General features: G+C 70.3%; 24 protein-coding genes. 12 read left to right on the top strand and 12 right to left on the bottom strand.

All coding sequences use genetic code 11. The features are described 5' to 3' along the window. The first annotated feature begins 23 nt into the window (after positions 1 to 23). The gene (locus OG452_RS11500) at positions 24 to 1,145 is read left to right on the top strand and encodes a trypsin-like serine peptidase (protein WP_327295526.1); all 1,122 of its coding nucleotides are present in this window, start codon (positions 24 to 26) and stop codon (positions 1,143 to 1,145) included. 217 nt (positions 1,146 to 1,362) lie between these two features. On the opposite strand, the gene OG452_RS11495 is transcribed toward OG452_RS11500, so the two are convergent. The 4 genes from OG452_RS11495 to OG452_RS11480 form a co-directional block, all read right to left on the bottom strand. Next, positions 1,363 to 2,409 carry a class I SAM-dependent methyltransferase gene (locus OG452_RS11495; protein WP_327295525.1) on the bottom strand — a complete coding sequence of 349 codons (1,047 nt, stop codon included), beginning with the start codon at positions 2,407 to 2,409 and terminating at the stop codon, positions 1,363 to 1,365. 107 nt (positions 2,410 to 2,516) lie between these two features. Continuing rightward, entirely contained in the window at positions 2,517 to 3,758 is a 1,242-nt protein-coding gene (locus OG452_RS11490; protein ID WP_327295524.1) for an MFS transporter, read from the bottom strand. 308 nt (positions 3,759 to 4,066) lie between these two features. Next, positions 4,067 to 5,212 (bottom strand): cytochrome P450, encoded by a 1,146-nt coding sequence (locus OG452_RS11485; protein ID WP_327295523.1) that lies wholly within the window; start codon positions 5,210 to 5,212, stop codon positions 4,067 to 4,069. A 184-nt stretch (positions 5,213 to 5,396) separates the two neighbouring features. Then, positions 5,397 to 6,026, bottom strand: a complete 630-nt coding sequence (locus OG452_RS11480) for an RNA polymerase sigma factor (protein ID WP_327295522.1) — start codon at positions 6,024 to 6,026, stop codon at positions 5,397 to 5,399. Between the two features lie 476 nt (positions 6,027 to 6,502). On the opposite strand from OG452_RS11480, the gene OG452_RS11475 reads away from it, so the two are divergent. From OG452_RS11475 to OG452_RS11445, 7 genes are all read left to right on the top strand, one after another. Next, a complete protein-coding gene (locus OG452_RS11475; RefSeq protein ID WP_327295521.1) occupies positions 6,503 to 6,673 on the top strand; it encodes a CopG family transcriptional regulator in 171 nt (56 codons plus the stop codon). A gap of 13 nt (positions 6,674 to 6,686) precedes the next feature. Beyond that, positions 6,687 to 7,031: a VOC family protein gene (locus OG452_RS11470; protein WP_327295520.1), complete on the top strand. Its 345-nt coding sequence runs from the start codon at positions 6,687 to 6,689 to the stop codon at positions 7,029 to 7,031. A 416-nt stretch (positions 7,032 to 7,447) separates the two neighbouring features. Further along, complete coding sequence (locus OG452_RS11465; protein ID WP_327295519.1) at positions 7,448 to 8,911, top strand: MFS transporter; 1,464 nt, start codon at positions 7,448 to 7,450, stop codon at positions 8,909 to 8,911. A gap of 128 nt (positions 8,912 to 9,039) precedes the next feature. Then, a complete protein-coding gene (locus OG452_RS11460) occupies positions 9,040 to 9,663 on the top strand; it encodes a response regulator (protein ID WP_327295518.1) in 624 nt (207 codons plus the stop codon). 146 nt (positions 9,664 to 9,809) lie between these two features. Then, positions 9,810 to 10,607 (top strand): FAD-binding oxidoreductase, encoded by a 798-nt coding sequence (locus OG452_RS11455; RefSeq protein ID WP_327295517.1) that lies wholly within the window; start codon positions 9,810 to 9,812, stop codon positions 10,605 to 10,607. 145 nt (positions 10,608 to 10,752) lie between these two features. Next, positions 10,753 to 11,523, top strand: coding sequence for an O-methyltransferase (locus tag OG452_RS11450; RefSeq protein ID WP_327295516.1), 771 nt, complete (start codon positions 10,753 to 10,755; stop codon positions 11,521 to 11,523). A gap of 40 nt (positions 11,524 to 11,563) precedes the next feature. Next, the gene (locus tag OG452_RS11445; protein ID WP_405562673.1) at positions 11,564 to 12,445 is read left to right on the top strand and encodes a class I SAM-dependent methyltransferase; all 882 of its coding nucleotides are present in this window, start codon (positions 11,564 to 11,566) and stop codon (positions 12,443 to 12,445) included. Between the two features lie 180 nt (positions 12,446 to 12,625). On the opposite strand, the gene OG452_RS11440 is transcribed toward OG452_RS11445, so the two are convergent. From OG452_RS11440 to OG452_RS11405, 8 genes are all read right to left on the bottom strand, one after another. Then, positions 12,626 to 13,090, bottom strand: a complete 465-nt coding sequence (locus OG452_RS11440; protein WP_327295514.1) for a VOC family protein — start codon at positions 13,088 to 13,090, stop codon at positions 12,626 to 12,628. A gap of 39 nt (positions 13,091 to 13,129) precedes the next feature. After that, on the bottom strand, positions 13,130 to 14,197 hold the full coding sequence (locus tag OG452_RS11435) for a pyridoxal phosphate-dependent aminotransferase (RefSeq protein WP_327295513.1): 1,068 nt from the start codon (positions 14,195 to 14,197) through the stop codon (positions 13,130 to 13,132). Between the two features lie 46 nt (positions 14,198 to 14,243). Further along, positions 14,244 to 14,639 (bottom strand): cupin domain-containing protein, encoded by a 396-nt coding sequence (locus tag OG452_RS11430; RefSeq protein WP_327295512.1) that lies wholly within the window; start codon positions 14,637 to 14,639, stop codon positions 14,244 to 14,246. After that, positions 14,636 to 15,625 carry an SAM-dependent methyltransferase gene (locus OG452_RS11425; RefSeq protein WP_327295511.1) on the bottom strand — a complete coding sequence of 330 codons (990 nt, stop codon included), beginning with the start codon at positions 15,623 to 15,625 and terminating at the stop codon, positions 14,636 to 14,638. Before OG452_RS11425 ends, OG452_RS11430 begins: the two co-directional genes overlap by 4 nt. A 186-nt stretch (positions 15,626 to 15,811) precedes the next feature. Continuing rightward, positions 15,812 to 16,930, bottom strand: coding sequence for an NAD(P)/FAD-dependent oxidoreductase (locus OG452_RS11420; protein ID WP_327295510.1), 1,119 nt, complete (start codon positions 16,928 to 16,930; stop codon positions 15,812 to 15,814). Next, the gene (locus OG452_RS11415; RefSeq protein WP_327295509.1) at positions 16,923 to 17,882 is read right to left on the bottom strand and encodes a hypothetical protein; all 960 of its coding nucleotides are present in this window, start codon (positions 17,880 to 17,882) and stop codon (positions 16,923 to 16,925) included. The genes OG452_RS11420 and OG452_RS11415 overlap by 8 nt, the downstream gene beginning before the upstream one ends. Positions 17,883 to 18,140: 258 nt before the next feature. Beyond that, a complete protein-coding gene (locus OG452_RS11410) occupies positions 18,141 to 19,289 on the bottom strand; it encodes an NAD(P)/FAD-dependent oxidoreductase (RefSeq protein ID WP_327295508.1) in 1,149 nt (382 codons plus the stop codon). Positions 19,290 to 19,370: 81 nt separating this feature from the next. Then, the gene (locus OG452_RS11405; RefSeq protein ID WP_327295507.1) at positions 19,371 to 21,107 is read right to left on the bottom strand and encodes an IS701 family transposase; all 1,737 of its coding nucleotides are present in this window, start codon (positions 21,105 to 21,107) and stop codon (positions 19,371 to 19,373) included. Between the two features lie 984 nt (positions 21,108 to 22,091). On the opposite strand from OG452_RS11405, the gene OG452_RS11400 reads away from it, so the two are divergent. The 4 genes from OG452_RS11400 (at position 22,092) to OG452_RS11385 (ending at position 26,670) form a co-directional block, all read left to right on the top strand. After that, complete coding sequence (locus tag OG452_RS11400; protein ID WP_327295506.1) at positions 22,092 to 23,294, top strand: 3-deoxy-7-phosphoheptulonate synthase; 1,203 nt, start codon at positions 22,092 to 22,094, stop codon at positions 23,292 to 23,294. 74 nt (positions 23,295 to 23,368) lie between these two features. Beyond that, on the top strand, positions 23,369 to 24,139 hold the full coding sequence (locus OG452_RS11395) for a 2,3-dihydro-2,3-dihydroxybenzoate dehydrogenase (RefSeq protein WP_327295505.1): 771 nt from the start codon (positions 23,369 to 23,371) through the stop codon (positions 24,137 to 24,139). A 27-nt stretch (positions 24,140 to 24,166) separates the two neighbouring features. Further along, complete coding sequence (locus tag OG452_RS11390) at positions 24,167 to 24,790, top strand: isochorismatase family protein (protein WP_327295504.1); 624 nt, start codon at positions 24,167 to 24,169, stop codon at positions 24,788 to 24,790. Beyond that, entirely contained in the window at positions 24,787 to 26,670 is a 1,884-nt protein-coding gene (locus tag OG452_RS11385) for an anthranilate synthase family protein (protein WP_327295503.1), read from the top strand. The genes OG452_RS11390 and OG452_RS11385 overlap by 4 nt, the downstream gene beginning before the upstream one ends. Positions 26,671 to 26,684: the final 14 nt, after the last annotated feature.

Raw genomic sequence — 26,684 nt, 5'->3', positions numbered from 1 at the left:
ATCGCGTGGCTAATGTCCGGCGCATGCGTACAGGATCTCATCGCCCATGCGGTCAGCAGGGCAGCACCCGCAGGACCCTCCGCCGCGCGATCGGGGCCACCGTCACGGTGTCGGCGGCCGTCGTCGCACTGGTCACGCCGGCCGCGGCCGCCAACGCCGCATCGCATAACGCGTCGTCCAGCAGCGGCGGCGCGTCAGGACCGGATACCACCACCACCCACGCCGGCGCCATGACCACACAGGAGCGCAACCGGACAAGCGCCTACTGGAGCCCCGAGCGGATGAAGCTGGCGAGCGCTGTGATCCCCGAGATCACCCCCATACCCGAGGACGACGACACGCCGGAGGACCCGCGGCCCCTTCCCGCGAACACGCCGGATTCCGGGTCCGTGTGGACTCACGGCGGGGCGGTGGAGAAGAACGTCGGCCGCCTGTTCTTCACCTTCTCCGACGGCTACGACGGCAGTTGCACCGCGACGGTCGTCACGAGCGCCAACCGCAGTACCGTCGTCACGGCGGCACACTGCCTGAGAGGCGTCGGCTCGCCGTCCGGCGACGACACCTGGAACCACAACTTCTACTTCGTGCCCGGCTATCGCAATGGAACGAAACCGCTCGGCGGCTTCAGCATCAGGACCATGGCCACCTCTTCCCGCTGGAACGCCGACCCGGACACCACGGCATCGTCGGACGTCGCTGCCGCCGGTTACGACGCGGGTCTCCTCGTGGCGAACCCGGCTGCCGGGGGACAACCGGTCGCGGACATCACCGGAAGCCAGCACATCGGGTTCGGTCAGCCCGTCGAGGGCGAGTTCATCCATGCCTTCGGATACCCGAGCAACGGACTCAACGACCCCAAGGACAAGTACGTCGGGTCCCGCATGATCCACTGCGCGGGCACGAGCCAACCTGGTCCCAAGGCCCCCCTGCTGTGGGGTGAGACCTGTGACATGTCGGCCGGATCGAGTGGTGGACCGCACCTGGCCCACTTCGACCCCCGCACCGGCACCGGCACCGTCGTGGGTATCACCACCACCAGTGAGGAACTCGCGGGCGGACCCGCCCCCACGCTCTACGCCACGCGCTTCGGTGACAGCGCCCACCGCCTCTACGACTGGGCGCAGTCGCATCAGGGCCCCCGCTGAAGCGCGGTTCGGCTTCTGCCGCCGGGTCATCAGCTGCTCGACGCATAAACGCAACTGACCGCATTCCGTCGTTCGACGGTGATATTTCGGTGTGCCCGCATTCCGGCAGGGCCGGATGAATTCCCATGGACGACCGGGAAATATCCCCCTGCGACCCTGCGGCATGTCTCCGGCCCGGCCCCCGTACGTGTGGAGACCGGGCCGGAGACATGTCGTATCACCGGGGTTTGCGGCCCGACTGGACGTTGAGGCCGCCGCCGGCCGCCAGCCGTACCGGCTTGGCGGGCCGGAGGCCGGCGGCGCGCTGCCAGGAGGCCATCTGCGACGGCGACCAGGTGCCGGACTCGCTGGCCAGCGCGAAGTAGAAGTCCCGCAGCGCGGGGAGCTGCTGGGTCTTGCCCCCGCCGTTGGCGGCGGGGAACTCGGCGATGGTGTAAACGCCGTTGGGCCGCAGCGCCCGGGCCACCTTGGCGGCGAGTTCGCGGTTCTGTTCGTCACTGAAGTGGTGCGCGACGCCGATGATCACCACCGCGTCGTAGCACTCCACGCCGAAATCGTCGGTCAGCGCGTTGCCGGCCTGGTGACGTACCCGGTCGCCCATCCCCTCCTCGGCCAGCAGCGGCGCGGCGTGCCGCACCGCGTCCGGCAGGTCGAGGACGACGGCGCTGAGCGACGGGTGGCGGCGGCACAGCGCGACCGAGTAGGCCCCGTGCGAACCGCCGATATCGAGCATGTCGGTGGCCCCTTCGGGGACCGGAACGGCCTTGGCCACCAGGTCGGTCTGGCCGGTGGTCAGGCACTTCATGCCGCGCTGGTAGGAGTCCCACACGTCATCGCTCATGCCGGTGTGGAAGTCCAGCGGCTTCCCGCTGCGCAGGTACTCGTCGGCCCGCGACATCAGCGCCAGCTCGTAGAACTGCAGCAGCAGCTTGTCGTTCACCGCGTGCGGGCTCGTGGTGACCAGCCATTTGCGGGACAGCGGGCTCAACTCGTACTGATCGCCCCTGGCGCGCAGATATCCGGACGCCGTCAGTGCGGGCAGCAGTTTCGCGGTGCTGTCGGGGTGGGTACCGCAGCCGGCCGCGATCTTTTCGGCGGTGGCGGGGCCGTCGGCCAGCGCGTCGAACAGGCCGACCTTGACGGCCGCCATGATGACGTGGACGTACGTGCCCGCTACCTGGGTGTCGAGGACGGGCCGCGCGATCAAATTGAACTTGACCAGCAGCCATTCAAGTGGATTGCTTGCCATTAAGCCGAATCGCATGGGCCGAGCATAACGTGGGATTCCCGGCCGGGTAACTCTTCCACGTTGGTGAATTCCCGTCCCACGCAGGGTTGTTGGCTCCGTCCCGATTATTTCCGTCGCCTATTTCAACGCGATACGGCCGGCCCTTGTTCGGCCACCGGGCTGCGCAGCGCCAGCCAGAGGACGGTGCCCGTGCCGAGCACGCCGAAGGCGGCGATGACGAGCCCCGGCCGGGCGTGGGAGCCCAGCGCCCCGGACACCGCGATGACCACGCCCTGCACTGTCATCAGCCCGCTCGTCTGGACAGTGAACAGCCGTCCGCGCAGGGCCGGTTCGCTCTCCCTGAGGACCAGTGGGTCGATGCCCTGGTTGCAGGCGAACCCGGCGCCGGAGAGTAGTAGAAGTACGCCGGCCAGGGGGAGGGGCGGCCCTAACGCGTAGGGGACCAGGGCGAGTTGGGAGAGCACCGCCAGGGGCAGGGCGAGTCGGCCGCGGGTCCCGGGGCGTAGCCGGGCGACGAGCAGCTCGCCGAGTACCGTGCCGGCCGCGTAACCGGTGAAGAGGACGCCGGCTCTGGTGACCGGTGCGTGTGCCTGAGCGGTGTAGGCGACGGCGAGCCCGTCACCCACCGCGGAGAAACCGGGGACGGCCCAGGTCAGCAGGATGAGGCGGCGCAGTGGCGGGTTGCCGCTCAGGTAGCGCAGCCCGGCGGCGGAGGCGCGGACGACGGTACGCAGGGTGCGTTCGCCGTCGGGGTCGGCGGCCGGGGTGGCCCGGGTGCCCCAGCCGATGAGCGCGGCGGACAGCAGGAAGCTGGCCGCGTCGCTCGCCAGCAGCCACAGCGGGCCGACAGCGGCGACCAGGACGCTGCCGAGGGCGAAACCGGAGACCACGGCGGTCTGGCTGATGGTACGCAGCAGCGAACGGCCGACCGGGAAGAGGTCGGCGTCGAGCAGATGGGTCAGGCCGGCCGCGCGGGCCCCCTGGAAGAGCGGGGCGACGAACCCGGTGACGAGGAGCAGCCCGAGCAGCGCGAGAACCGGCAGCCCCGGGACGAGCATGGCCGCGATGCAGGCGGCGCTCAGCAGATCGCAGCAGACCAGCAGCCGGCGGGGCGGGAACCGGTCGGCCAGCGAGGACAGCAGGGTGCCGCCGACCGCGTAGGGCAGGAAGGAGCAGACCAGCACCAGCGCGGAGAGGAACGCCGAGCCGGTGCGCTGGAAGATCAGGACGGACAGGGCGACTTCGGCGGCCAGGGTGCCGGCCATGGACACCGCGTGGGCGGTGAGGACGACGGGCATGCCGGGGACGCGCAGCACCGCGCTCATTCCGGTGGCGCTTCGGGTGGGCGGTAGCGTCCGGGCCACGTGTCTGCCTCTTGTGGTGGGTCCGTGGGGGTACCTCGTGGGGCCCCGACAGCCGGACCCCACGAGGTGTTCCCCGGGTTGTGCCCGGGGGTGGTGCATGGCGCTGGTCTTCAATGCGCCGAGCGGTGCTCAGTCGCTTCCGTCAGTGGCTTCGGTACGGGACCGGCACCGGAGCCGTCCCGTCACCAGTGGGGTCAGTGGGCGTGACGCATGATGGTCTCCTCTCGGTGCGGGCGGCGGGGACATCGCCGCGGGACCTGCTCGGAGGAAGAGGGCCCGTGGCGAGACTCGGGTGGTGCGGCCGGGGCTCAGAGCGCCACGTGGAGCTCGAACATCCCGTGCTCGGTGACGTTGGGCCGGGGGTGCGGCTCGGCGAGGAGGCGTGCGCCCGGGTAGCGGTGTCCGATGGTGCCGAACACGGTCCGGGCGATCACGGTGGCCACCTGGGCGCCCAGGCAGGCGTGCGGTCCGCGGCCGAAGGAGAGATGACGGTTGGGGGCGCGGTCCCAGTGCACCGCGTCGGCGTCGTCGAACGTCCTCGGGTCACGGTTGGCGGCACCGAGGAACATGGACACGATCTGGCCCTTGCGGATCTCCTGGCCGCCGAGCACGGTGTCCTCGACGCAGGCGCGGCTCTCGACGTGCACGGGGCCGGCGTACCGGACGAGTTCGTTGACGGCGAGGTCGTTGTCGACCGGTCCGCGCTGCTCCGGCGGCAGGCGCAGCAGCGCGTGCAGTCCGGTGGTGAGGAAGCGGCTCGCGGTCTGGAAGCCGGCCTGGAGTACGACACGCAGCGAGTTGTGCAGTACGTTCCGTTCGACGCCGACCTCCTTGGCGCGACGCACCACGTGGGCGGTCAACCCCTCAGGCAGCGGTGCGTCGATCCAGGTGCCGACCAGCGCGGAGAGTTCGGCGCGGGCGGCCACCCCGGGCTCGTAGCACTCGGGCCGCAGGCTGGAGTCCATGCTGTCGACGATGGTGTGCGAGCGGGGGACGAACCAGGCGGGGTCGACGTCCGGGACGCCGAGCAGCCCGGTGACGGCGTACAGGGTGAGCGGTTCGGCGATCTTCGTGACGAAGTCGAAGCCGGCGGCCCCCTCGACCCCGGCGAGGAGTTCGTCGAGCCTGGCCCGGATGCGCTGTTCGACCCTGTCGAGGCCTGCGGTCCTGAAGCCCTCCAGCATCAGGTGCCTGATACGGGTGTGCTCGGGCGGGTCGAGCGTCTGGAGGCTGAGCAGGGAGGGCGGGGTGTCCACTCCCACCCGGCGCCAGTCCTGGCAGAACCGGTCGGCGTCGCGCAACGCGGTGAACGCCTCGTCGTAGCCGGTGATGAGCCAGGCGTCGATGTCCGGGTCCCACAGCACCGGTGAACGTCCGTACCATTCACGGTAGATGGGGTGAGGGTTCAGCAGCGCGCTCGGTTCGAGCAAACTCCAGATGGTGGCGTCGGCCATGTGTCTGACTCCCTTCCCGCGTCGCTCGCCGCAGCAGCCCGCTCGTGGCGGCGCCGCGTTCTTGCCTGAACAGAGGGGCGGGGGTGCCGGTGGATACATGAGGCGCGGATTTTCTTTTTCCCGGGCCTTCCGGCGGGCCGTCCGGCGGTCCGGTCCTGCTGACCCGCAGACAGTCCGCTGGGCCCTAATCGGGATCCCCCTGCGCTTTCAACGTGGTGCGGATGCCGGCCAGAATGCGGCTGCGTGTCGGCCCGATGGAGCCGCGGGCCATTCCGGACGCCGCGGCGATGGCGTCGTAACTGAGCGGGGGCTCCGCGAAGAGCAGCCCCAGGAGCACCTTGTGTTCTTCCGGCAGGCTCCGGACGGCGGCCCGCAGCCGGGCGCTGTCGACCCGGGCGAGGGCCTGCTCCTCCGGGGACGCGGAGGTCAGCGCGGCGGCCACGGTCAGCTCGGCCGGGTCCGGCACACTCAGGGTGCGGCGGCTCTGCCGGGAGTGCTGAATGGCCTCCCGCTTGGCCACGGTCACGAGCCAGGAGGCCACCCGGCCGGGCTGCTTGAGGGTGCCGATGTGCTCGACCAGGCGCTGCCAGGTGAACTGGCAGACGTCCTCGGAGTCCGCGTGGCTGAGGCCGTGCGAGCGCGCCACGGTCCACACCACGGGGCTGCAGAGGCGGACGAGGCGCTCCCACGCGGCGGCGTCGCGTGCGCGGCAACGGCCCACCAGCGCGTCGAAGTCCGTCGAACCGCGCTGCTCCGGAAGCTCCGCGACGCCGCTTGCCACATGCTCGGCCTGACCAGTCCTGCCGCCTCCCATGGAAGCCTCCTTTTGGCCTGTGGGCCGGAAGTCGGTTCAGCGAGTGCTCTCGAATGCGCCTGTCAACGAAGGTTGTCGGGGGTGCTCCGGTACGCGTACCGCGCGCACCGGAGGACGGCGGCGGCGCCGCACCAGCACGCGGGGCGGCCCGGGTCGAGTGACGCGGGAAGGGATCGGGGCCGGCACGGCAGAGCTCGCGGCGACCCGGGGTGCGGTACCCCGCGGGGGCCAACGGGACTGCGCCGACGGGGCATTGGAACAGGCGGGCTCCGGCGGCAGGAGAAGCGCTGCTCCGCGGCCGACGGCAGCCAGCCGAGGAGTCTTCCCTGCCGTTGCGGCGATTTCAACAGGGCTCTGCGCGGAGGTACGTGGATGCGAGCGGGGCACCCCGGTTGGTCGGGGCGCTCGCCCGGGCGCTGGCCACCACCCCGTACCAGATGGTTGGCAACCTGCACCCAGGCTGCTAGATTGCTAGCATGACTGCTGAAGAGGTTCGGCAGTTCAACGTCTATCTGCCGGTAGAACTCATCCGGCAGGTGAAGCATCACGCCATCGACCGCGAACTGTCATTGTCGGCGCTGGTTGCCGAGGCGCTGCGTTCTCATCTCGCGCGCCAGGGGCAGAATCAAGACGGAACCGTTTCGTGAGAGGAGTTCTGATATGACGACCCGGGGTGTCGAAGGCGTCTACGTTGAGACCCACAGCTGGGGGAAGACCGCCAAGTTCCTGGAGTCGTTGGGCTTCAAGGTCGAGTTCGCGACCGAGCACGGTTCCGGGATGCTCAAGAACGACGACGGGCCGTACTTCGTCGTCGGTGAGATCCCCGAGGACCGTAAGCCGCAGACGCAGCTCATCCTCCGCGTCGAGGACGCGGAGACCTTCAAGCCCGACCCGATCGTCGAGGTGGTCTCCCCGTTCGAGGAGACCCATTACGGCACTCAGCGGATGGTGGTGCGCGACCCGGACGGGCGCGAATGGAGCATCGAGGCGCCGCTCAAGAGCTGAGCGGTCTGTCGCGAGGCGGGGGTGGCCGGCGGCCGCCCGCTCCTGGTGGTATCCCCCGACGTGTGGCGTGCTCCCGTCTCGCCGAACGCCCCCGATTCCTTTTGAGGTCGGGGGCGTTCCCTTTTTCCGGCCCGTGAATAGGGGAGAAACGGTGATGGCTTCGGTAAATGCGTTGCGTACCTGGCCCACCGGTGCTGCGCCCCTTAACCGCGCTCATTCGTGGCGGAAAGCTTTCGAACAGGGTGGCGAATTGCTGGAACGGCTGGAACGGCGGCAAACAGCCCGCTAGAAATGGCCGACTCTCGACCTGTGTTGCGTGGCCCCCCTTGTGCGAGGATGCTAGCAATCTAGGGTGGTAGTCACGCAGTAGTCACGTAGTCACGTACGCAGTCACGAAACGAGATGCGGGGTTATCGATGGTCAGCGAAAAGATCTCGACCAGGACGGCGGACGCCTCGGTGCCGTCCCCACCGCCGCGGCGTGGTCTCGGCATGTTCGTCGTGATGATCGGCGTGCTCATCTCCGCGGTCGACGGCACGATCGTGGTGCTCGCCCTGCCGGCGATCGAAGAGGACCTGAACATCACGTTGGCGGCCGTCACATGGGTGGTCGTCGGCTACCTGCTCGTGGTCACCGTGCTCTCCACACAGCTGGGCCGGTTCGGTGACATGTTCGGCCGGGTGCGCATGTACAAGGCCGGCTTCCTGGTGTTCACCATCGGCTCGGTGCTCTGCGCGATGGCCTGGAACGCGCCGAGCCTCATCGGCTTCCGGCTCCTCCAGGGCGTCGGCGCCGCACTGATCGCGGCCAACAGCGGCGCGATCATCTCGGAGCTCTATCCGCCGCAGGAACGCGGCCGCGCCTACGGCTTCAACGCCTTCGGCTTCTCGTTCGGCTCGGTCCTCGGTGTCCTGCTCGGCGGCGTCGTGGTGACCTATGTGTCGTGGCAGTGGATCTTCTGGATCAACGTACCGATCGGCGTCGTCGCTCTGGTGCTGGCGCAGAAGGTGCTGCGCGACCACGGCGAGCGGCAGCGCCGGAAGTTCGACTTCGCCGGCATGATCACGCTGGGCCTGGGCCTCTTCGGGGTGCTCTGGGCGATGACCGGTCTGGCCTCCCGCCCGCTCGACGGGACCCTGATCGGGTACCTGGCCGGCGGCATCGTGCTCCTGGTGGCCTTCGTCTTCGTCGAGCTGAAGCAGAAGGAGCCGACGCTCGATCTGTCGCTGTTCCGCATTCCGACGATGGCGCCGTCCCTGCTGGCCTCACTGCTCCAGGGCGTCGGCAGCTTCGCGGTGCTCTTCCTGGTCATCATGTACCTCCAGGGGACGCGCGGGATGGACCCGATCGACGCCTCGCTGCTGCTGGTACCGGGCTATGTGGTCGGCGCGGTGGTCGGGCCCTACTCCGGGCGGCTCACCGACAAGCTCGGGTCCGTCATCCCGGCGACCATCGGGCTCGGTATCTCGGTCGTGGCGATGGGGATCTTCGCCCAGATGACCGCGACGAGCAGCCTGTGGCTGGCCGCCATCGGCAACCTCGTGATCATGATCGGGGGCAGCTTCTTCTTCCCGGCCAACAGCACCGCCGTGATGAGGGCGGCCCCGCCCGACCGGCTGGGCATCGCCTCCGGTGTGCTGCGCACCTTCTCCAGCATCGGCATGGTCTTCTCGTTCACCACGGCCATGCTCGTGGCCTCGCACTCCATCCCGCGGAACATGGCGTTCGCGATCTTCGTCGGCACCAGCAAGCTGGACGGCAAGCTGGCGGTCGCCTTCGCCGAAGGCCTGCGGGCCGCCTTCTACACCATGATGGGGATCATGATCCTCGCGGCGATCTTCTCGGCCCTCCGCGGCACCGGCCGCAAGAGCCGCGTGTAGCGGACCCCGTTGCGCCGCCGGGGGCCGCCTCCCGGTCCCCAGTGCCGGGCCTCGCGCATTCCCCGGCGGCGGGGAGCAAGGCAACTGTCGACCGACAAGTTCGCGGGAGAATGGTGATCAGTACAGCGATGTTGAATTCACCTGGCGTCACGCGTAATCCACCCGGCGTCACGCGCACCACGGTGCTGCTCGCAGGTGACCACCCGATCTACCGATCAGGGTTGCGCATGCTGCTCGACGAGGTGGAGTCGTTCCATGTCGTCGGAGAGTCCGGAACAGGTTCAGACGCGGTGGCCATGGCGCACACCCTGCGCCCCCAGGTCGCAGTGATGGACATCGTCCAGCCCGGCCAGAGCATCGCCGAGGTGATCACCCCGATCACCAGCTGCTGCCCGGACACGGCCGTACTCATCATCAGTCCGCTCGACGAACGGGAGGCCCTGCTCTCCGCGATGCGCGCCGGGGCCCGCGGCTATCTGCTCAACGGCGCGCGCTGGCAGGACCTGGTGCTCGGGGTGGAGATGGTGCGTGCGGGCGGGCTGGTCTTCGACTCCTGCGCTTCCGAGTGGGTGCTGGAGCACCTCAGCCGGCCGCTGTCGTCCGGGGCGCGCTACTCCGGGCCGGGGGCCGGCCGGTACGACATGCCCCGACTGGTCCGGCAGGCCGGTCCGGCCGGGCCACCGGAATCCCGGCTTCCGGGCGCACGCCGCCCGCCCGTGAGGGCCGGGGCCCAGCCCGGTACCCGGCTCTGACTCGACGGCACGCAACGCGGACGCCGAGCGGGAAATCCGGGTGTCCGACTGGGCGCAATCCCCGGTCGGACACCCGTACTCGGCCGGCGGCCCGCACGGTAGCGTTGCCAGCACTTTCTCGTCGCACTTCACGAAGGAGCACGGCGATGAACCAGCGTTTCCACGCGTTACGGGTGGCCGACGTGATCGTCGAGACGGAGGACACCCGCTCGTTCGTGTTCGAAGTCCCCGACGACCTCGCAGAGGAATTCCAGTACCGGCCGGGGCAGTTCCTCACCGTGCACATTCCCGATGCCGAGCACGGATCCGTTCCCCGCTGCTATTCGCTGTCGAGCTCGCCGCACACCGCGGACCCCTTGATGGTGACGGTGAAGCGGACGCCGGCTGGCCGCGGCTCCGACTGGCTGCTGGGCAGCGTGCGCGTCGGCAGCGTGGTGAACGTCCAGCCGCCGGAGGGCCGGTTCACCCCCGCATCGCTCGACGGCGACTTCCTGTTCCTGGCCGCCGGAAGCGGCATCACCCCGGTGATGTCGATCATCAAGTCGGCACTGGCCGCCGGTTCGGGCCGGCTCACCCTGATCTACGCCAACCGCGACGAGCGGTCGGTGATCTTCGGGGAGCAGCTGGCCGGCCTGGCGGCCGCCCACCAGGACCGGTTCACCGTCCGGCACTGGCTGGAGTCCCGCCAGGGGCTGCCGGACGCGGCAGGGCTGCGGGTGCCGGCCGGACCGTGCCGCGACCGCGACGCGTTCGTGTGCGGCCCGGAGCCGTTCGTGGCCGGTGCGGTCGACGCCCTGGCCGCGCTGGGGGTTCCGCCCGAGCGGATGCACCTGGAACAATTCCGACCGCCGGACCGCACCGCGTTCCCGGAGCCGCCGACCGGCGTGGATCTCTCGGCGCGTACGACACGGAGCGTCAAAAGCCTTCAGATGATGCTGCCTTGACGCAGGACGCCGTCCACCGGAGCGGGGCGGCCTCCTGCGGACCTCGCGCGGTGACGCCGGGCCGCCGGCACGGCGGGCGGCGACGTCCCGCACCGCCGCTGAACGGCATTCACCTCTATGAGCGGACCCGGATCGGAGATCGGTGATGGCGAAACGGCTGCGCATGCTGATGCGGATGGGGAACCTGACCCGGACGGGCCAGGTCGGTGACGGCCGGGAGGAGGCACTCGCCGACTATGTGCTCTCGCACGCGGTCCCCGGGGACGTCGACGACGCGATCCGGCTGATCGACGAGTACGCCTACAAGCAGGCCTCGCTGATCAACATCGGGGACGAGAAGGGGCTGCTGCTGGACGCAGCGGTGCGGCGGGTCAGGCCCAGGCTGCTGCTGGAGCTCGGTACGTACTGCGGGTACAGCGCGCTGCGGATGGCCAGGGTGATGCCGCCGGAGGCCCGGCTCTGTTCGATCGAGTTCAGCGCCGCGAACGCATCGGTCGCCCAACGCATCTGGAAACACGCCGGGTTGGGCGACCGGGTCAGGGTGCTGCACGGCACGCTCGGGGACGACGGCCGCACCATCGAGCGCCTCACCACCGAGCACGGCTTCGGCCCGGGCCGGCTGGACTTCGTCTTCGTCGACCACATCGCCGCGGCCTACCTGCCGGATCTGCAACGCATCCTCGGCCGGCGGTGGCTGCACCCGGGCTCGATGGTGCTGGCCGACAACATGAAGGTGCCGGGCGCGCCGCGCTACCGCGCGTATCTGCGGGAACGGGAGGGTACGGAGTGGCGCACCCGTGAGCGCCACACCCACGTCGAGTACCAGTCGTGGGTCAAGGACCTGGTGCTGGAGTCGGAGTACCTGCCGACCGAGGTTGCCGCCGGGTCCGGCGGCACCGGCCCCACCCCGGCGTGACGACGGACGGGCCCCCGGCCGGAGCCGGGAGCCCGCGACCATGAGGCCCTTGCGGCCCAACGGAAAGGAACCATCTGTGACGGCGACGGCGGACAAGACCGCGATCAGGACGGCGTTGTGGCGGGCTCTGCACGTCCAGGCCGATCCCGGGCCGCATGTGTTCGAGGACGAACTCGGCGCACGGCTGGTGGCGCCGGGCGATGACTGGCGGTCCCGGCCGGACATGGATCCGGTACGCAGCGCCCGGGCCCGGGCGTCCATCGTGGCCCGGGCCCGGTTCACCGAGGACCTGGTCGTCGAGCAGGCGGGCCGGGGCGTCGACCAGTACGTCATCCTCGGCGCCGGCCTCGACACCTTCGCGCAGCGGCGGCCGCCGGGCGCCGGGGGAGTGCGGGTCTTCGAGGTGGACCAGCCGGAGACGCAGGCCTGGAAGCGGGCGCGGCTGATCGAGCTGGGTTACGGGGTTCCCGAGGGGCTGTGCATGGTCCCCGTGGACTTCGAGGCGGACGACGACTGGTGGCAGCGCCTGACCGAGAACGGCTTCGACGCCGGCCGGCCGGCGGTGCTGGCCTGCTCCGGCGTCACCATGTACCTCAGCAGGGACGCGGTAGCCGCCACGCTCCGCAAGGCCGCGGCCCTCGCCGGGGGCTCCGCCGTGGCCATGACGTTCATGCAGCCGGCCGACATGGTCGACCCGGAGGAGCGGGCCGCACGGGAAGGGGTGGAGCGCGCCGCGCGCGCCGACGGGACGCCGTTCCGCAGCTTCTTCGGCCCGGAGGACATCCTGGCGCTGGCCAAGGAGGCCGGGTTCCGGGACGCCGGGCATGTCTCCGCGGGCGATCTCGCCGAGCGCTACTTCACCGGCCGGGCCGACGGCCTCCGGCCTTCGACCATCGAGGAACTGCTGCTCGCCACCACCTGACGTAACGAGAACCAGCCTGCGTGTCCTGCCGGAAAGACAGGACACGCAGGCTGATTCCGTACCGGCGCCGGGGCTGCCGGGCGCGGAAACGACTCCGGGCCTGCCGCAGGTGCGCGGCAGGCCCGGAGCCCGATTGGGCGGGGGCGGTATCAGAGCGTGCGGCACCGGATGGGCGCGGTATCAGCTCTTGCCCTGGACGTACGCGTTCGCACGGCGCTCGAACTCCTCCGGGCTCACGTCCTCGGTACGGGTGGCGAGCGTCCAGCGGTGGCCGAACGGATCGACGACCTGTCCGGTCCGCTCGCCGAAGAAATGGTTCTCGATCGGGCGCTTCTCCTCGGCCCCGGCCTGCACGGCCTGGGCGAACGCGGCGTCCACGTCCGCCACGAACAGGTACAGGGTGACCGGCGTGCCGCCGAGGACCTTGGGACCGGGCAGACCGGCCGCGGGGGACTCGTCGGACAGCATCACGACGGTGCCGCCGATCTGGATCTGCGCGTGCGGCACCGTCCCGTTGGGCGCGGTGTAGCGCTGCAGCTCCTTCGCCCCGAAAGCCCGGGTGTAGAAGGCGATCGCCTCGTCCGCGTCGGCCACGGACAGGTACGCCGTCAGTTCGGCGTAGCCGTCCGGAATCGGCTTGACCACGGTTGACCTCCAAAGGTGCGTCGGATGAGGGCGCGGCGGCTACCGCGCGCCCGCGGTGATCTGGTCCAGCGCGTCGAGGAACGTCCGCAACTCCTCCTCGGTGCCGAGTGAGACCCGCAGATGACCGGGGAAGCCGAACATGCCGGTGTCGCGCACGAGGACGCCGTGATCCCTGGCAAGGATGTCCTGCGCTTTGCCGGAGGCGGCGACCGCGACAGCCACGAAGTTGGTGACCGAGGGCAGGTACCGGTACCCGCGGCGGTCGAGCTCGGCGCAGAACCAGCGGCGCCGCTCCTCGCTCTCCTGCCGGACACGGCCCAGGAACTCCTGGTCCGCGAGGGCCGCCACCGCCGCCGCCTGCGCGGCACGGTTCACGCTGAACGGCAGTACGGTCAGCGTCCGGCGCACCTCGGCGATCAACTCGGCGGGACCGAGCGCATAGCCGATCCGCAGGGCCGCGAGACCGTAGGCCTTGGAGAAGGTGCGCAGCGCGAGCACCGGGGTGCCGTCCCGCAGCCGGCTCCTGGCCTGCGGCTGTTCCGTGGGGCCGAACTCGTGGTACGCCTCGTCGAAAACGAGCGGGGTGCCGCTGCTGCGCGCCGCACCGACCAGCGTGTCGAGCGCGGGCCCCGGCAGCGCGGTGCCGCACGGGTTGTGCGGGTTGCACACATAGCCGATGCCGTGTTCGGGGAGCCGCTCCGCGAACGCGGCGGGGTCGATCCGGGGGCCGTCCAGCGGTACCTGGACGGCGCCCCGGCCGATACGCTCCAGCGCCGCCAGGTAGCCGGGGAAGGTACCCGCGGGGACGAGACCGGGGAGCTCCAGGTCGCCGAGGGTGAGCGCGGTCGCCAGCACCAGCTCGTCGCTGCCGTTGGCCACCGCGATCTGCTCCTCCGGCAACTCCCAGTACTGGCTCAGGCGTTGGACGAGCCCCTCGCGCTCCGGCGACGGGTAGCGGTTGATCCGGTCGAGTTCCCCCGTCACTGCCACGACCGCAGCCGGGCTCGCGCCGAACGGACTCTCACTGAGGTGCAGCCGCACCATCGAATCCGCCGACGGCACACTGGTGTTGTAGGTCTGGGCCGGTTGTCGGACCGGAGCGCTCATGGACGGACCCTCCCGTCCTGGCGGCGCGGCGGCCGGTCTGGGCACCTCACAGGTGATCTCCCACCAGGATCCCGAAGCAGTAACTCCCCACCACTGCCTCCTGGGTGAGGAAGCAGTGCTCGCTGCCGGCCGGTATCCGCATCACCGCGGGCGAGACCAGCGTGTGGCGCACACCGTCGAGTCGGACCTCGATACGGGCCTGGCCCGGTTCGGGCGAGACGAGGAAGTAGAGCTCGTCGACATCATGGGTGTGCGGAGCGGCGACGGGCTTGCCCACCAGCTTGCTGAGCTCGCCCCCGGCGAGTTGCACCGGCAGCCCGCCGAACATGTCCGCGGTGACGTAGAAGGGCGCCGGCTGGTGGTGCCCGGCGACCGCGAGTGGGATGGGCAGCGCGGTGATGATCTCCGCATCCGGCGCGGTCGCCGGGTCCTGTACCGTCACGACGCCTCCAGGACGAACAGGTACGTGTGCGGAGCACCGAACGGCACGGTGCGGCGCAACTGCATCCCGCCCCGCTGGAAGAGCTGCTCGTACTCCTCACGGGTGTGGATGGGGACGCCCATCAGCGCGTGGGCCAGTTCGAAACCGCTGGAGAAGACCGGCAGCCGGGAGCCCTCGCCCTCGCTGCGCGGCCGGATCGTGGTGTCGGCCAGCAGGAAGGTGTGCGCCTGAGGGAAGGACTTGCGCAGCCGGGGGATGACCTCCTCGCGGCGCTTCGGATCGGCCAGCAGGTCGTGCAGGAACATGAAGCTCATCACGATGTCGGCGGCGCCGCTGCCTTCGACCTCGTGCTCCTTGAAGAGGATGTCGAGTACGTCCGCGCAGACCGGCTGCACGGTGCCGTCCAGGCCGTACCTGGCGACCGTCCCGCGCGCCAGCTCGGTGGCGGGCCGGCTGATGTCGATGCCGATCCCGCGGCTGCCCGGCCGGTTCTTGACCAGCCGGGAGACCCGCTCGCTGACGCCGGCGCCGAGGTCGACCAGGGTGCCGAAATCGATGCCGGCGATCTCCTCGTCGAGGATGTGGCGCATCAGCGCGGTGTCCGCCTGGGCGGAGCCGAGCGCGACCATGCCCTCGTCGCGCTGGAGATCGACGCCGAACCGGCGGTCGCCGCGGGCGAGCGGCGCCGCGTTGGCGAAGACGTCGTGGTAGCCGCCGACGCCCCAGGTGAAGAAGCCCAGGGCCCGGGCGATGTCCTCGCTGACCGTGGTCGCCTGGACCCGGTCACCGTGGACATCGAGGTACCCGAACGATTCCGCGGCCTGGACGAGCGCCCGGAAGACGGCGCTGTCGAGAGCGTTCTTCTCGCAGAACGCGGAGACGTCGAGCGTCCCCTCTGCTGCCAACTGCTGGAAAACTCCGAGCTGTTCCAGTGCGTGCACCACGTGCGCGCAGATATAGCCGTTGAACGCGGTGTCCGGATTCAACGGGGTCAGCGCCTGGCCTTGCCATTCCGCAGGGAGTGCGTATGCCGACGACAATTCACACCTCTCAGATCTCACCGCGGATACCGGTACACCGGCGGGGGCGGTGCGGATGACCGCCGCCGCCGACACCGTCCCGCGGCTGGGGAGTGGCGGGCAGCGTGGGGCCGCCCGCCACGGGAAACGTGCTCAGGCCGGCATCTGCGCCAGGTTGGTGGCGAGGGAGAAGGGGGTCAGGTCGACCTCCGGCTTGACGCCGCGGTGCAGGTCGCGGACGATCCGTCCGGCGGTCGGCGCGTGGGCCAGGCCGTGGCCGGTGAAGCCCGCCGCGAAGAGGAGCCGCTCGTGCTCGCCCTCGCCCCGGCCCATCAGCGCCGACTTCGTGGGGGTGACGTCCAGTGTCCCGGTCCAGGCGCTGTGCAGCTTGGCGCCCGCCGCCCTGGGGTACCACTTCGGCAGCTCATCGACGGCCGCCTCGAACCACAGGTCCCGCAGCCCCTTCTGCTTGGAGATGCGCTCCAGGCCGACCAGGAAGCCCTTGCCCCGCCCCATCGTCTTCAGACCGGAGACGGGGTGGAAGGTGAAGGGGGTATCGACCTCTTCGTCGGAGATCGGGTCGGTGTAGAGCAGCTCGGCGAACTGGCCCCACACCGGCAGCTCCATGCCGGCGAGCTTGGCGACGTCGCCGCCCCACGGACCGGCCGCGATGACGATCGCGTCCGCCGTGAACTCACCAGCGGTGGTGGTCACTTCGCCGGTGCGGGCATCGATACCGGTCACCTCGGTACCGGAGAGGAGCCGGGCGCCGAGCTCCGTCGCCGCGTCCGCGTACCCCTTGACCATCGCTTCCGGCTTGATGCGGTAGCACTCCGGGGACCAGACCGCCGCCTCGATGGTGCTCGCGTCCAGCCAGGGGTTGTACTCGACGGCCTGGGCGGGGGTGAGCAGCTGGACGTCGGCGCCCACCTCGCGGTGGGCCGGCAGTAGGGCCTCGATCTCGGCCGTCTGCTCGGGGCTGGTCAGGATCGTGAGCAGCCCGAGGCGCTTCATCCCGAGGTCGGTGTTCATCGTCGCCGCGAACGAGTTGAAGTCGGGCAGGCTCCGGACAGCCAGTTCGGTGTCGTGCGGCTTCTTCGGGAAGTAGGTGCGGAACGCCCGCGCGGTCTGCGACGTGGTGGCCGTGCCGAACTGGTCCTTCTCCAGCAGGAGCACGTCGATGCCGGCCTTGGCGCAGTGGTAGGCGATGGACACGCCGATCACGCCGCCGCCTATGATCAGCAGTTCGGTGGAGTTCTTCCGGTCAGGCATGCGCACTCCTCGTGATGGTCGGACGGAACGTCCAGGTGTCGCCCCCCAGTTCCCACGGGAACAGCTGCAGGTTCCAGGCACCGAGGGCGTTGGTGTAGGTGGCCATGTGGGAGAGCAGCGCGATGAATTCCTCCTTGGAAGTGGTCTCCTCGATGACGGCGACCACCTCCTGGGTGAGGTCCCACAGCGTGTTCAGCCCGCAGTAGCCGAGGAATTCGGTGGGCTTGACGAGCAGGATCCTGGCCATCTCGACCAGTGCGGAGAACGGCACATCGGTCAGCCGGGCGGCCCGCACCAGCCCGGTGTGGGACACGTAACCCAGCGGCCTGGTCTCCCCGTTGATGCAGACGAGCGAGGTCAGTACCGAGCCCTTGGTCCCGGCTCCGCTGTCGAAACGGCCCTCGTGCGCGGCGATCAGTTCATCGGGCGGCTCGGTCATCACCCGCTCGGTCTCCGCGGCGATCCGCTCGATCAGGTCGCGCACCCGGGCGGACTCCGCCGGCATGCGCTGAACCCCGTGACCGGCCTCGCCGCCCACCCGCCGCACCTGAGCGAGGATCGGGGCGCCATTGCCGTGCACGGCGTCCCAGACCATCTGGCCGATCTTCGGCAGCGCGTCGAGGTCCTCAGGGACGACGGAACCGATCGGCGCGGTGGGCATGGGTTCCGTCAGGTCGCCGTACTTGATGGTGAGGTGCTGCACCGCGGAACAGAACACGGTGCCGTCGGGCTGGATCTTGCGGTCGACCTTGTAGTCGGGCACGGCGTGCAGGAGGTCGTGCGCCGGCGGAACGTGATAGATACAGTCACCGGCCACGAGCGCATGGCCCTGCAGCGTCCGATACGGAAGTGACGCCCAGAGCGGCTCGACGATCTGGGCGTTGCGGCCTTCGTCGAGAGTGATGCGTACCCTGGCGCCGATCGACTGCCAGGCGATCTCAATTTGGCGCATTATTCCTACCCCGTTCTCCTCGTTCCTCCAATTGGTGCATGCGTTCAATAGGTTTGGAGGATCGGTCGGATAGTGACGTTGGGACGTTAGCAGCGGCCGGAACAGCTCGGTAGGGAAAACCGTCCCCCACCCTCGGATAGCTGCTGACTTTGTCACGTCGATATCCCGGCGATAAAGTCGGTGTTTGTCAGTCTGCCGGGCCGCTCTGTGCCTTTGTCGGTATTTCGGGCCCGACCTGACATAGCCGGGACCGGTTTTTTACGCCGCACCGCTCGCCGCACGGTTTGTCGCGCTGCTCGGAGCCGGCGCGGACGGCGTGAGCGCGAACGGTGTGAGGTCGAGACCGGGGGAGCGGCCGAAGTACAGATCGCGGATGATCCGGCCGGTGGCGGGCGCCTGGCCGAGATCCTGCCCGGTGTACCCGGCCGCGACGAAGATCCGCTCGTGCGCGCCGCTCGCTCTGCCGATGCACGCCGTCCTGGCCGGGGAGACGTCCACCGTCCCGGTCCACATGGTGTGCAGCCCGGTGCCCTTGAGCTTCGGATACCGCGTGCCCAGCTCATCGGCGGCCTCCTTGAACCACACGTCCCGCATGTCCTGCCGCCGGGAGACGCGCTCCAGGCCGACCACGAAGGAGCGGCCGGCCCCCAGCGTCTTCAGCCCGGACGCCGGGTGCACGGTGAAGGGGGCGTGGAGCTCCCCGTCGGCGAGGACCGGGTCGGTGCGGTACAGCTCGGCGGACTGCGCCCACAGCGGGAGTTCGAGACCGGCCGACGCCGCGAGTTCGCCGCTGCCGGCCTCGGCCGCGAGGACGACGGCTTCTGCGGCGAACTCGCCGCGGGTGGTGGTGACGCGACCGCTCCTCGCGTCAAGACCGGTCACCGTATGACCGGTCAGCAGCCGGGCGCCGTGCTCCCGCGCGCCCGCGGCATAGCCCCCCGCCACTCTGTCCACGTCGAGGAGGTAGGACTGCGGGCACCAGATCGCCGACTCGGCGCCGGCCGGGTCCAGCCAGGGGTTGTACGCGCGGGCCCGGTCCGGGGGCAGCGGTTCCAGTTCCACGCCCACGGCGCGCTGGGCCGCCAGCTCCCGCTCAAGCTCGGCGGCTTCCCGGCGGCCGGTCGGCACCACCAGCCAGCCGACGCCGGAGAGCACCAGGTCGGCGCCACCGGCCGGGGTGAACGCCCGGTAGTCCGCGAGGCTGCGCACCGTCAGCTCGGAGTTGTGGACCTTCCCCGGCTGATACGTGCGTACCGGGCGGGCGGCAGGCGCGGCGCCGGCATCGGCGGTGTCCGGTCCGAGCAGGATGACATCGATGTCCGCCCGTGCGCAGTGATAGGCGATCGAAAGCGCCGTCACTCCGCCGCCGATGATGAGCATGTCGGTGGTGTTCCGCCGGCCAGGCATATGCGCCCCCTGTCGATGAGGATATTCCCCGTGTAATGGAGTTGGTAAGGGAGTTGACGTAATGCAGTTGACGTAATGGAGTTACGCAAGGTCGGACCGGTAATCGGTCCTGGCCAGCAAACGCACGAGATTCGCGATGGAAGCGAGCGTGACGTGCCGGTGCCAGCCCGGAAAGGACCGGCCGCTGAAATCCCAGATTCCGACGTGCTGGGAAACCGATTCCAGGTCGCGGTCCACCCGGCGTACGAGTCTGGAGAGTTTCAGCACGGTGGCGGCCGACACGGTCGTCAATGTCGTCAGCCACAATTCCTCGCACACGTTCTCCCCCACCGGGCTGACCGCGATCAGCCGCAGCGGCGCCTCCGCCCCCGGGTGGGGGTGCTGGGAGCCGACGGGCCACTGGACGCCGACGGTGGTGATCAAGTGGCCTTTCTCGACCGCGGGATCGGGGCCGTCGACCGGCCGGCGGCGGAACCGGGCCACCTCCACGATCCGGCGCGCGGTGAGCGGCCCGTGCGTGCGGTGCCCGGCCAGCGCCGGGTCGTTGATCTGCAACGGCATGGCCGCCGGGATCCGTACGAGCAGGGGCACTTCCGCGGCGTGCAGCGGCTGGAGGATCTGTACGTGTTCCATGTCGCGCCCGTCGAGCACCACCGGCCGGTCGGGGCCCCCGGTGCGGGCCAGGACGTGCAGCAGGGCGTGGGCCGTGCACTCGCCGAGCGACTCGGCGCTGATGTCGTCGGGCATCCCCGCCCGCGCGCGCCGGTGCGCGTCCTCCGCCCAGTCCTTGGGCACTTGGAGGCGCCAGCTCACCGGGGTGCCGACCGTCTCGGACACCGCGAGGACGCCGACCGCCTGCTGGCCGTTGACGGCCTTTCCCCGGGTCGGGCAGAAGCGCCGGCTCACCGCCACCGCCTGCCGGCCCGCCTTGGGGATGAGCACCGGGCGGATCACCCAGGCCTCCGGCTCCATGGTCCGCGCCACGTACCGGGTGAGCGCGGTGCGGACGGGTTCCCAGTTCCAGGTGGAGTCACTGATGAAGTGGTGCAGCCGCTGGTCGATCCCCGGACCGTCGACGGAGGCCGCGATGTTCCGGATGCTCTTGCGGCCGGGCGTGCCCAGCAGTCCCCGCAGATACTGCCGGGCTCTCAGCCGCTGGTCGCGCCGGGTGAGCGTGGCGAACAACTCGTCGCAGACCCGGTCGAGGAGGATCTCCGTCGCGTCGGACGGCCCGGTGCGGCCCAGCAGGGGCGTCGGGTCGCCCAGGGCGCGCGGTGCCGGCGCCGCCGGGGCGGGCAGCGCGGGGGAGGGGCTCTCCGGGCCGGCGCCGTACGGGACCTCGGGTGTTTCCCGCAGTCCCCGGCGCAGCCGGTTCAGCACGTCGACGACGGTGCACGGCTCCAGTTCGAATTCCTGCGCCACCTGGTGGACCGGGGTGGAGAGCCGCGAGGACGGTGCCTTCCCGGGGAGTTCGGTGTACCGCGGCGGTGCCGCCGGGCGGGGGCGCTGCAGCGGGACCAGATTGGTCGGCTGCGGGTCGGGGACGTCCAGGAGGCCGCGGAGCGCGCGTACGGTCCTCGGGTCGAGGCCGGTCACCGAGGCGATCGTGGGATCCGGCCAGTGCGGGCGCGAGTTGAGGATCCGGGTGGCCGCGGCCGTACGGTCGTCGAAGGAGAGGGGCATACCGTGCCGGGCGTTGGACGACACAGCGGCGACGAACGCGTCCTCCTCGTCCCCGTCGAAGAAGACCACTTCGATCGACTGGTCACCGCGCAGTTCCGCGGCCTTCAGCCGGTGCATTCCGTCCAGAATCCGCATGGTCTCGCGGTGTACGAAGATGGGCGGGAGTTTGACCGGCGAAAGAGCGAGCGTGGTGACGTATTCCTTGTTCTCGCCGCGTGCTCTGAGGTTTTCCCCGTGCCGTAGAATGCGAATGGGAATTGTGCAGGTCTGCACGGCCGTTGGCTGCTCGGGTGGCGAAAGGGCCTCACCCGTGCTGTCGGCTTGAGTGACCGCGGCTTGTTCCCAGCGCATCGGTGTCCCCTCATCCAGTAAATCCGGTTTCGGTGTACCTGGAGAAAACGTAATGGTGGGGTGGCCGGCCGGTGCGCCGCACACCCGGCGCGCGGCGCGCGAGGGAACTCCGGCACGCAGTAACGGATTTGGAGAGATTCCCCCGGCGGATCCCCGGCTCATGCTGAATAGGCGGATCTTGTCGCCAGGCTATACAAGCCGTCGATGGACAACAAGTGGGTGAGTTGATCACCGCGTCGAACGCGCTGTTGGATTTCTTCTCCCCAGTCGGACGGAGTACCGGAATACCCAGTCGGACGGAAGGTGCTGAAATCACGGAATGGGCGGTGGTGGCGGTCGGTCGCCGTTCCGGACGCTACGTCGACCGGGCCCCGCCCGCAACCAGTTCCTACTGCGGCCCGGGCGGCTTGACAGCATTCCCGGAACGGCGATAAAGACGGCCGGCGCCACACCCCGATCCGCTGTCGGGCCATCCCGGATCCACCGTCCGCGGGCGACCTGATGTGGAAGCACCTCACCTGACACAGTTCCCCGGGGGCCATTGGCCGCGCCGCCTGCGGGCCATAAGACTGAGGCGCAGTCAGCCGGCCACTCGATCGACGGAGCTCGACCGGGCGGCTGCGCAGACGAGGTGGATTTCGCCGGGGCCCCATGCCCCCATCCCCATCAGACCGTGTGCACCTCCCGCCGCAGGGTGGCCGTGCGCGGGCCACATGTCAGCTGCCCGCGCGCAGCCGGACATCCGTCGAGCAAGTCCGGGAGATCACCGTGCTCACTCGTTCATCACCCAAGGACGCACCGGCCGCCGCCGCATGCGACCTGGAGCTGGGTCCGGCGAGGCAGCAGCCCCAGTGGCCCGACGCGGCACTGGTCCGGCGGGTCCGCGGTCAGCTCGCCACTCTTCCCGGGCTGTTCGAAGCCCAGCAGGTGCTCGCGCTGCGCACCCGCCTCGCTGCCGTCGCCAACGGTGCGGCCCAGGTGGTGCAGGCGGGGGACTGTGCGGAGGATCCCGCCGACTGCACCCCCGCCGACATCGCCCGCAAGTCCGAGCTGCTGGAACTCCTCGCGGTCCGTATGGAGCAGAACACCGGCCGGCCGGTGCTGCGGGCCGGCCGGCTGGCCGGTCAGTTCGCCAAGCCCCGTTCGGCGCGGACCGAACGGGTGGGCGACCTCGAACTCCCCCCGTACCACGGGCACATGGTGAACGGACCCGAGCCCACCCCGGAGCGCCGCCGCCCCGATCCGACCCGCATCCTCTCCGGCTACCGGATCGCCGACTCCGTCATGCGGTACCTCGGCTGGGCCGACCGGGGCGCGCACCCGCACCCCGGGCCCGAGGTGTGGACCAGCCACGAGGCCCTGCTGCTCGACTACGAGCTGCCGATGGTGCGCCGCTCGGCGGCGGGCCGGGCATGGCTGTCCTCCACCCACTGGCCGTGGATCGGCGAGCGCACCCGGCAGGTCGACGGGGCCCATGTCGCGCTGCTCGCCCAGGTCGTCAACCCGGTGGCCTGCAAGGTCGGCCCCACCATGACGACCGGTGAGCTGCCGGCCCTGTGCGAACGGCTCGACCCGCGCCGGGAGCCGGGCCGGCTCACCCTGATCACCCGGATGGGAGCCGACGAGATCAGCGGCCGGCTGCCCGCCCTCGTCGCGGCGGTACGGGCAGCGGGCCACCCGGTGATCTGGCTGTGCGACCCGATGCACGGCAACACCTTCGCCACACCCGACGGGTTCAAGACCCGGCTCCTGCACCGGATCGTGCAGGAGGTGACCCGCTTCCAGGACGCGGTCGGCGCCGCCGGCGGCGTCGCCGGTGGCCTGCACCTGGAGACCACCCCGGACGACGTCACGGAGTGCGCCCGGACCTGGGAGGACGTCCCGCACGTCGGGGACAAGTACACCAGCCTCTGCGATCCGCGCCTCAACCCGGACCAGGCCGTCGAGGTGGTCTCGGCGTGGCGGGCGTGAGCCCCGGCCGGCTCGCAACGGACTTGCGGGAAACGGAACTTCCTCGTGCACACCCAGCAATGGAGGTCTCAACCATGGAGGACGCAATCGCCCTGGTCACCGGGGCGGCGGGCGGGATCGGCGCCGCTGTCGTCCGCGCGCTGGGCCGGCGCGGCGTACGGGTGGCCGCGGTGGACCGGGACGCCGGACGGCTGAACGAGGTGGTGGGAAAGATGGTCGCCGACGGCCTGTCCGTCGAGGCGTTCCCCGCCGACGTCACCCGGGCCGCCGAGGTGGAGGAACTGGTGGCCGGCGTGGAGAGCGCGCTGGGACCGGTGGACCAGTTGGTCAACGCCGCCGGTGTGCTGCGCCTGAGCCCGGTGCTACGGCAGGCGGACGAGGACTGGGCCGCGACCTTCGCCGTCAACACCACCGGCGTGATGCAGGTGTCGCGCGCGGTGGTCAACCGTATGGTGCCCCGCTCCCGCGGCGCGATCGTCACCGTGGCGTCCAACGCGGCCGGCACGCCCCGGATGGACATGGCGGCCTACGCCGCGTCGAAGGCCGCCGCGACGATGTTCACCAAGTGCCTGGCCCTGGAGGTCGCCGGCCACGGCATCCGCTGCAACGTCGTCGCCCCCGGCTCCACCGACACCGCGATGCTCCGGTCCATGTGGCACGACGAGACCGGCCCGCAGACGACGATCGACGGCCGGCCCGACGCGTACAAGGTGGGCATCCCGCTGGGCAAGCTGGCCCGGCCCGCGGACATCGCGGACGCCGTGGTCTTCCTGCTCTCCGAACAGGCCGGGCACATCACCATGCACGACCTGACCGTCGACGGCGGCGCCACCTTGGGCGTGTGAGGAACCTTGGGCGTGAAGGAGATGGTCATGGCAGGAATACCCCCCATTGAGCCCTACCCGATGCCGGCCGCGGGCGACCTGCCCGAGAACGTCGCCGGGTGGGAGGCCGACCCGGACCGGGCGGTACTGCTCATCCACGACATGCAGCGCTACTTCCTGCGCCCGTTCCCGGACACCGTCCGCAAACAACTGGTGCGCAACACGGCGCAGCTCCGGGAGCACTGCGCGAGCCTCGGCATCCCGGTCGCCTACACCGCCCAGCCGGGCGGGATGACCGACGACGACCGCGGTCTGCTCAAGGACTTCTGGGGACCCGGTATGCAGGTCGACCCCGCCGACCGCCGGATCGTCGACGAACTGGCGGCGGGCCCGGACGACTGGCAGTTCACCAAGTGGCGCTACAGCGCCTTCTTCCGGTCGGACCTGCGCGAGCGCATGGCGCGGCACGGCCGCGACCAGCTCGTCATCTGCGGTGTGTACGGACACGTCGGGGTGCTGATGACCGCGGTCGAGGCGTTCACCCACGACATCGAGACGTTCCTCGTCGCCGACGCGATCGGGGACTTCTCCGCGGACCACCACCGGATGACCCTCAGTTACGCCGCCCAGCGCTGCGCGGTGGTCACCACGGTCAAGGAGTTCTGCGCATGACCGACACCACACCCGCCGCGCAGGACCTGCTCGACCTCGTCCTGTCGCCGCGGCCACCGGCGTTCGCGCTGATCCACCGCCCGGAGCGGACCGACGGGACGGTCCTGGACATCCTCGTCGGCGACGTGTCCGAGGTGGCCGCCCTGGCCGACATCCCGCTGCCCGGGCGGGCCGGGGGCCCGGGGGACGCCGTGCTGGTGATGATGCCGTTCCGGCAGCTCGCCGAGCGGGGCTTCGCCTGCACCGACGACGGCGAGCCGCTGCTCGCGATGACCGTCACCGCGCAGGCCGCGGTGGACCGCCACGAGGCACTGGCCCAGCTGCCCGACCTGCCGACCCGGCTCTCCGGCCAGCACTTCGACATCTCCGACGACGCCTACGCCGACCTGGTGCGGACGGTCGTCGCCGAGGAGATCGGCCGGGGCGAGGGCGGCAACTTCGTCCTCAAGCGCTCCTACATAGCGGAGATCACGGACTACACACCCCGGCACGGCCTGTCGCTGTTCCGCCGGCTGCTCCAGCAGGAGAGCGGCGCGTACTGGACGTTCATCGTGCACACCGGCGACCGGACGTTCGTCGGCGCCACCCCGGAGCGGCACATCAGCGTGCACGGCGGCACCGCCGTGATGAACCCGATCAGCGGCACCTACCGCTACCCGCCGGGCGGCCCGGACCTGCCGGACGTGCTGTCCTTCCTCGACGACCGCAAGGAGACCGACGAGCTCTACATGGTCCTCGACGAGGAGCTCAAGATGATGGCCGGGATCTGCGACGGAGGGGGCCGCGTCGTCGGCCCGTACCTCAAGGAAATGGCCCGGCTGGCGCACACCGAGTACTTCATCGAGGGGCGCACCACCCGCGACCCGCGCGAGATCCTCCGGCAGACGATGTTCGCCCCCACCGTGACCGGCAGCCCGCTGGAGAACGCCTGCCGGGTCATCAGCCGGTACGAGCCGACGGGCCGCGGTTACTACAGCGGGGCCGTCGCGCTCATCGGCCGCGACAGCGGCGGCGACCGCACGCTGGACTCCGCCATCCTGATCCGCACCGCCGACATCGACCGGGGCGGCCGGCTCCGGATCGGGGTCGGGGCGACCCTGGTCCGTCACTCCGACCCGGCGTCGGAGGTCGCCGAGACGCGGGCCAAGGCCGCGGGGCTGCTCGCCGCGTTGCAGGCTGACCGGCCCGCGCGCCTCGCCGACGACCCGCGCGTCCAGGCCGCGCTGGCCCGCCGCAACACCGGCATCGCCGACTTCTGGCTGACCCACGCGGACCGCCGGAAGAGCCCCTGGCCAGCGATGCGGGGCCGCCGGGTGCTGGTCGTCGACGCCGAGGACACCTTCACCGCCATGCTGTACCACCAACTCGGCGCACTGGGGCTCGATGTGACGGTACGACGGTTCGACGATGCGTACACCTTCGACGGATACGACCTGGTCGTCATGGGCCCGGGGCCGGGCGACCCACTGGAAGCCGGACACCCCAAGATCGACCGGTTGCGCGAGGCGATCGGCCGGCTGCTGGCGGAGCGACGGCCGTTCCTCGCGGTGTGTCTCAGCCATCAGGTGCTCAGCGCCCGGCTCGGGCTCGATGTGATCCGCAAGGAGGTGCCGAACCAGGGCCTCCAGCAGGAGATCGACCTGTTCGGCCGCCCGGAACGGGTCGGCTTCTACAACTCCTTCGCCGCCCGCAGCGACGACGACAAGATGGAGTGCCCGGGGACCGGCGTGGTGGAGATCAGCCGCGATCCGGCGACGGGGGAGGTGCACGCGCTGCGCGGGCCCCGGTTCGCCTCGGTGCAGTTCCACGCGGAGTCGGTGCTCACCGTCGACGGCGTCCGCATCACCGCCGACCGGATCGGTGAAGCCCTGGGCCAGTGACGTACGAAGGAGAC

The organism is Streptomyces sp. NBC_01197, from assembly GCF_036010505.1.
Lineage (GTDB): Bacteria > Actinomycetota > Actinomycetes > Streptomycetales > Streptomycetaceae > Streptomyces.
Note: the sequence above shows the minus strand (reverse complement) of the source record. Positions and strands in the feature narration are given on the sequence as shown.

Bases quoted from the DNA above. Each gene is read 5' to 3' on its own strand.
- OG452_RS11415 (WP_327295509.1), bottom strand. From the start codon at position 17,882: ATGCGCCAAATTGAGATCGCCTGGCAGTCGATCGGCGCCAGGGTACGC.
- OG452_RS11450 (WP_327295516.1), top strand. From the start codon at position 10,753: ATGGCGAAACGGCTGCGCATGCTGATGCGGATGGGGAACCTGACCCGG.
- OG452_RS11455 (WP_327295517.1), top strand. From the start codon at position 9,810: ATGAACCAGCGTTTCCACGCGTTACGGGTGGCCGACGTGATCGTCGAG.
- OG452_RS11460 (WP_327295518.1), top strand. From the start codon at position 9,040: ATGTTGAATTCACCTGGCGTCACGCGTAATCCACCCGGCGTCACGCGC.
- OG452_RS11500 (WP_327295526.1), top strand. From the start codon at position 24: ATGCGTACAGGATCTCATCGCCCATGCGGTCAGCAGGGCAGCACCCGC.
- OG452_RS11485 (WP_327295523.1), bottom strand. From the start codon at position 5,212: ATGGCCGACGCCACCATCTGGAGTTTGCTCGAACCGAGCGCGCTGCTG.
- OG452_RS11475 (WP_327295521.1), top strand. From the start codon at position 6,503: ATGACTGCTGAAGAGGTTCGGCAGTTCAACGTCTATCTGCCGGTAGAA.
- OG452_RS11410 (WP_327295508.1), bottom strand. From the start codon at position 19,289: ATGCCTGGCCGGCGGAACACCACCGACATGCTCATCATCGGCGGCGGA.
- OG452_RS11480 (WP_327295522.1), bottom strand. From the start codon at position 6,026: ATGGGAGGCGGCAGGACTGGTCAGGCCGAGCATGTGGCAAGCGGCGTC.
- OG452_RS11435 (WP_327295513.1), bottom strand. From the start codon at position 14,197: ATGAGCGCTCCGGTCCGACAACCGGCCCAGACCTACAACACCAGTGTG.
- OG452_RS11495 (WP_327295525.1), bottom strand. From the start codon at position 2,409: ATGCGATTCGGCTTAATGGCAAGCAATCCACTTGAATGGCTGCTGGTC.
- OG452_RS11395 (WP_327295505.1), top strand. From the start codon at position 23,369: ATGGAGGACGCAATCGCCCTGGTCACCGGGGCGGCGGGCGGGATCGGC.
- OG452_RS11465 (WP_327295519.1), top strand. From the start codon at position 7,448: ATGGTCAGCGAAAAGATCTCGACCAGGACGGCGGACGCCTCGGTGCCG.
- OG452_RS11390 (WP_327295504.1), top strand. From the start codon at position 24,167: ATGGCAGGAATACCCCCCATTGAGCCCTACCCGATGCCGGCCGCGGGC.
- OG452_RS11385 (WP_327295503.1), top strand. From the start codon at position 24,787: ATGACCGACACCACACCCGCCGCGCAGGACCTGCTCGACCTCGTCCTG.
- OG452_RS11470 (WP_327295520.1), top strand. From the start codon at position 6,687: ATGACGACCCGGGGTGTCGAAGGCGTCTACGTTGAGACCCACAGCTGG.
- OG452_RS11445 (WP_405562673.1), top strand. From the start codon at position 11,564: ATGAGGCCCTTGCGGCCCAACGGAAAGGAACCATCTGTGACGGCGACG.
- OG452_RS11420 (WP_327295510.1), bottom strand. From the start codon at position 16,930: ATGCCTGACCGGAAGAACTCCACCGAACTGCTGATCATAGGCGGCGGC.
- OG452_RS11405 (WP_327295507.1), bottom strand. From the start codon at position 21,107: ATGCGGATTCTGGACGGAATGCACCGGCTGAAGGCCGCGGAACTGCGC.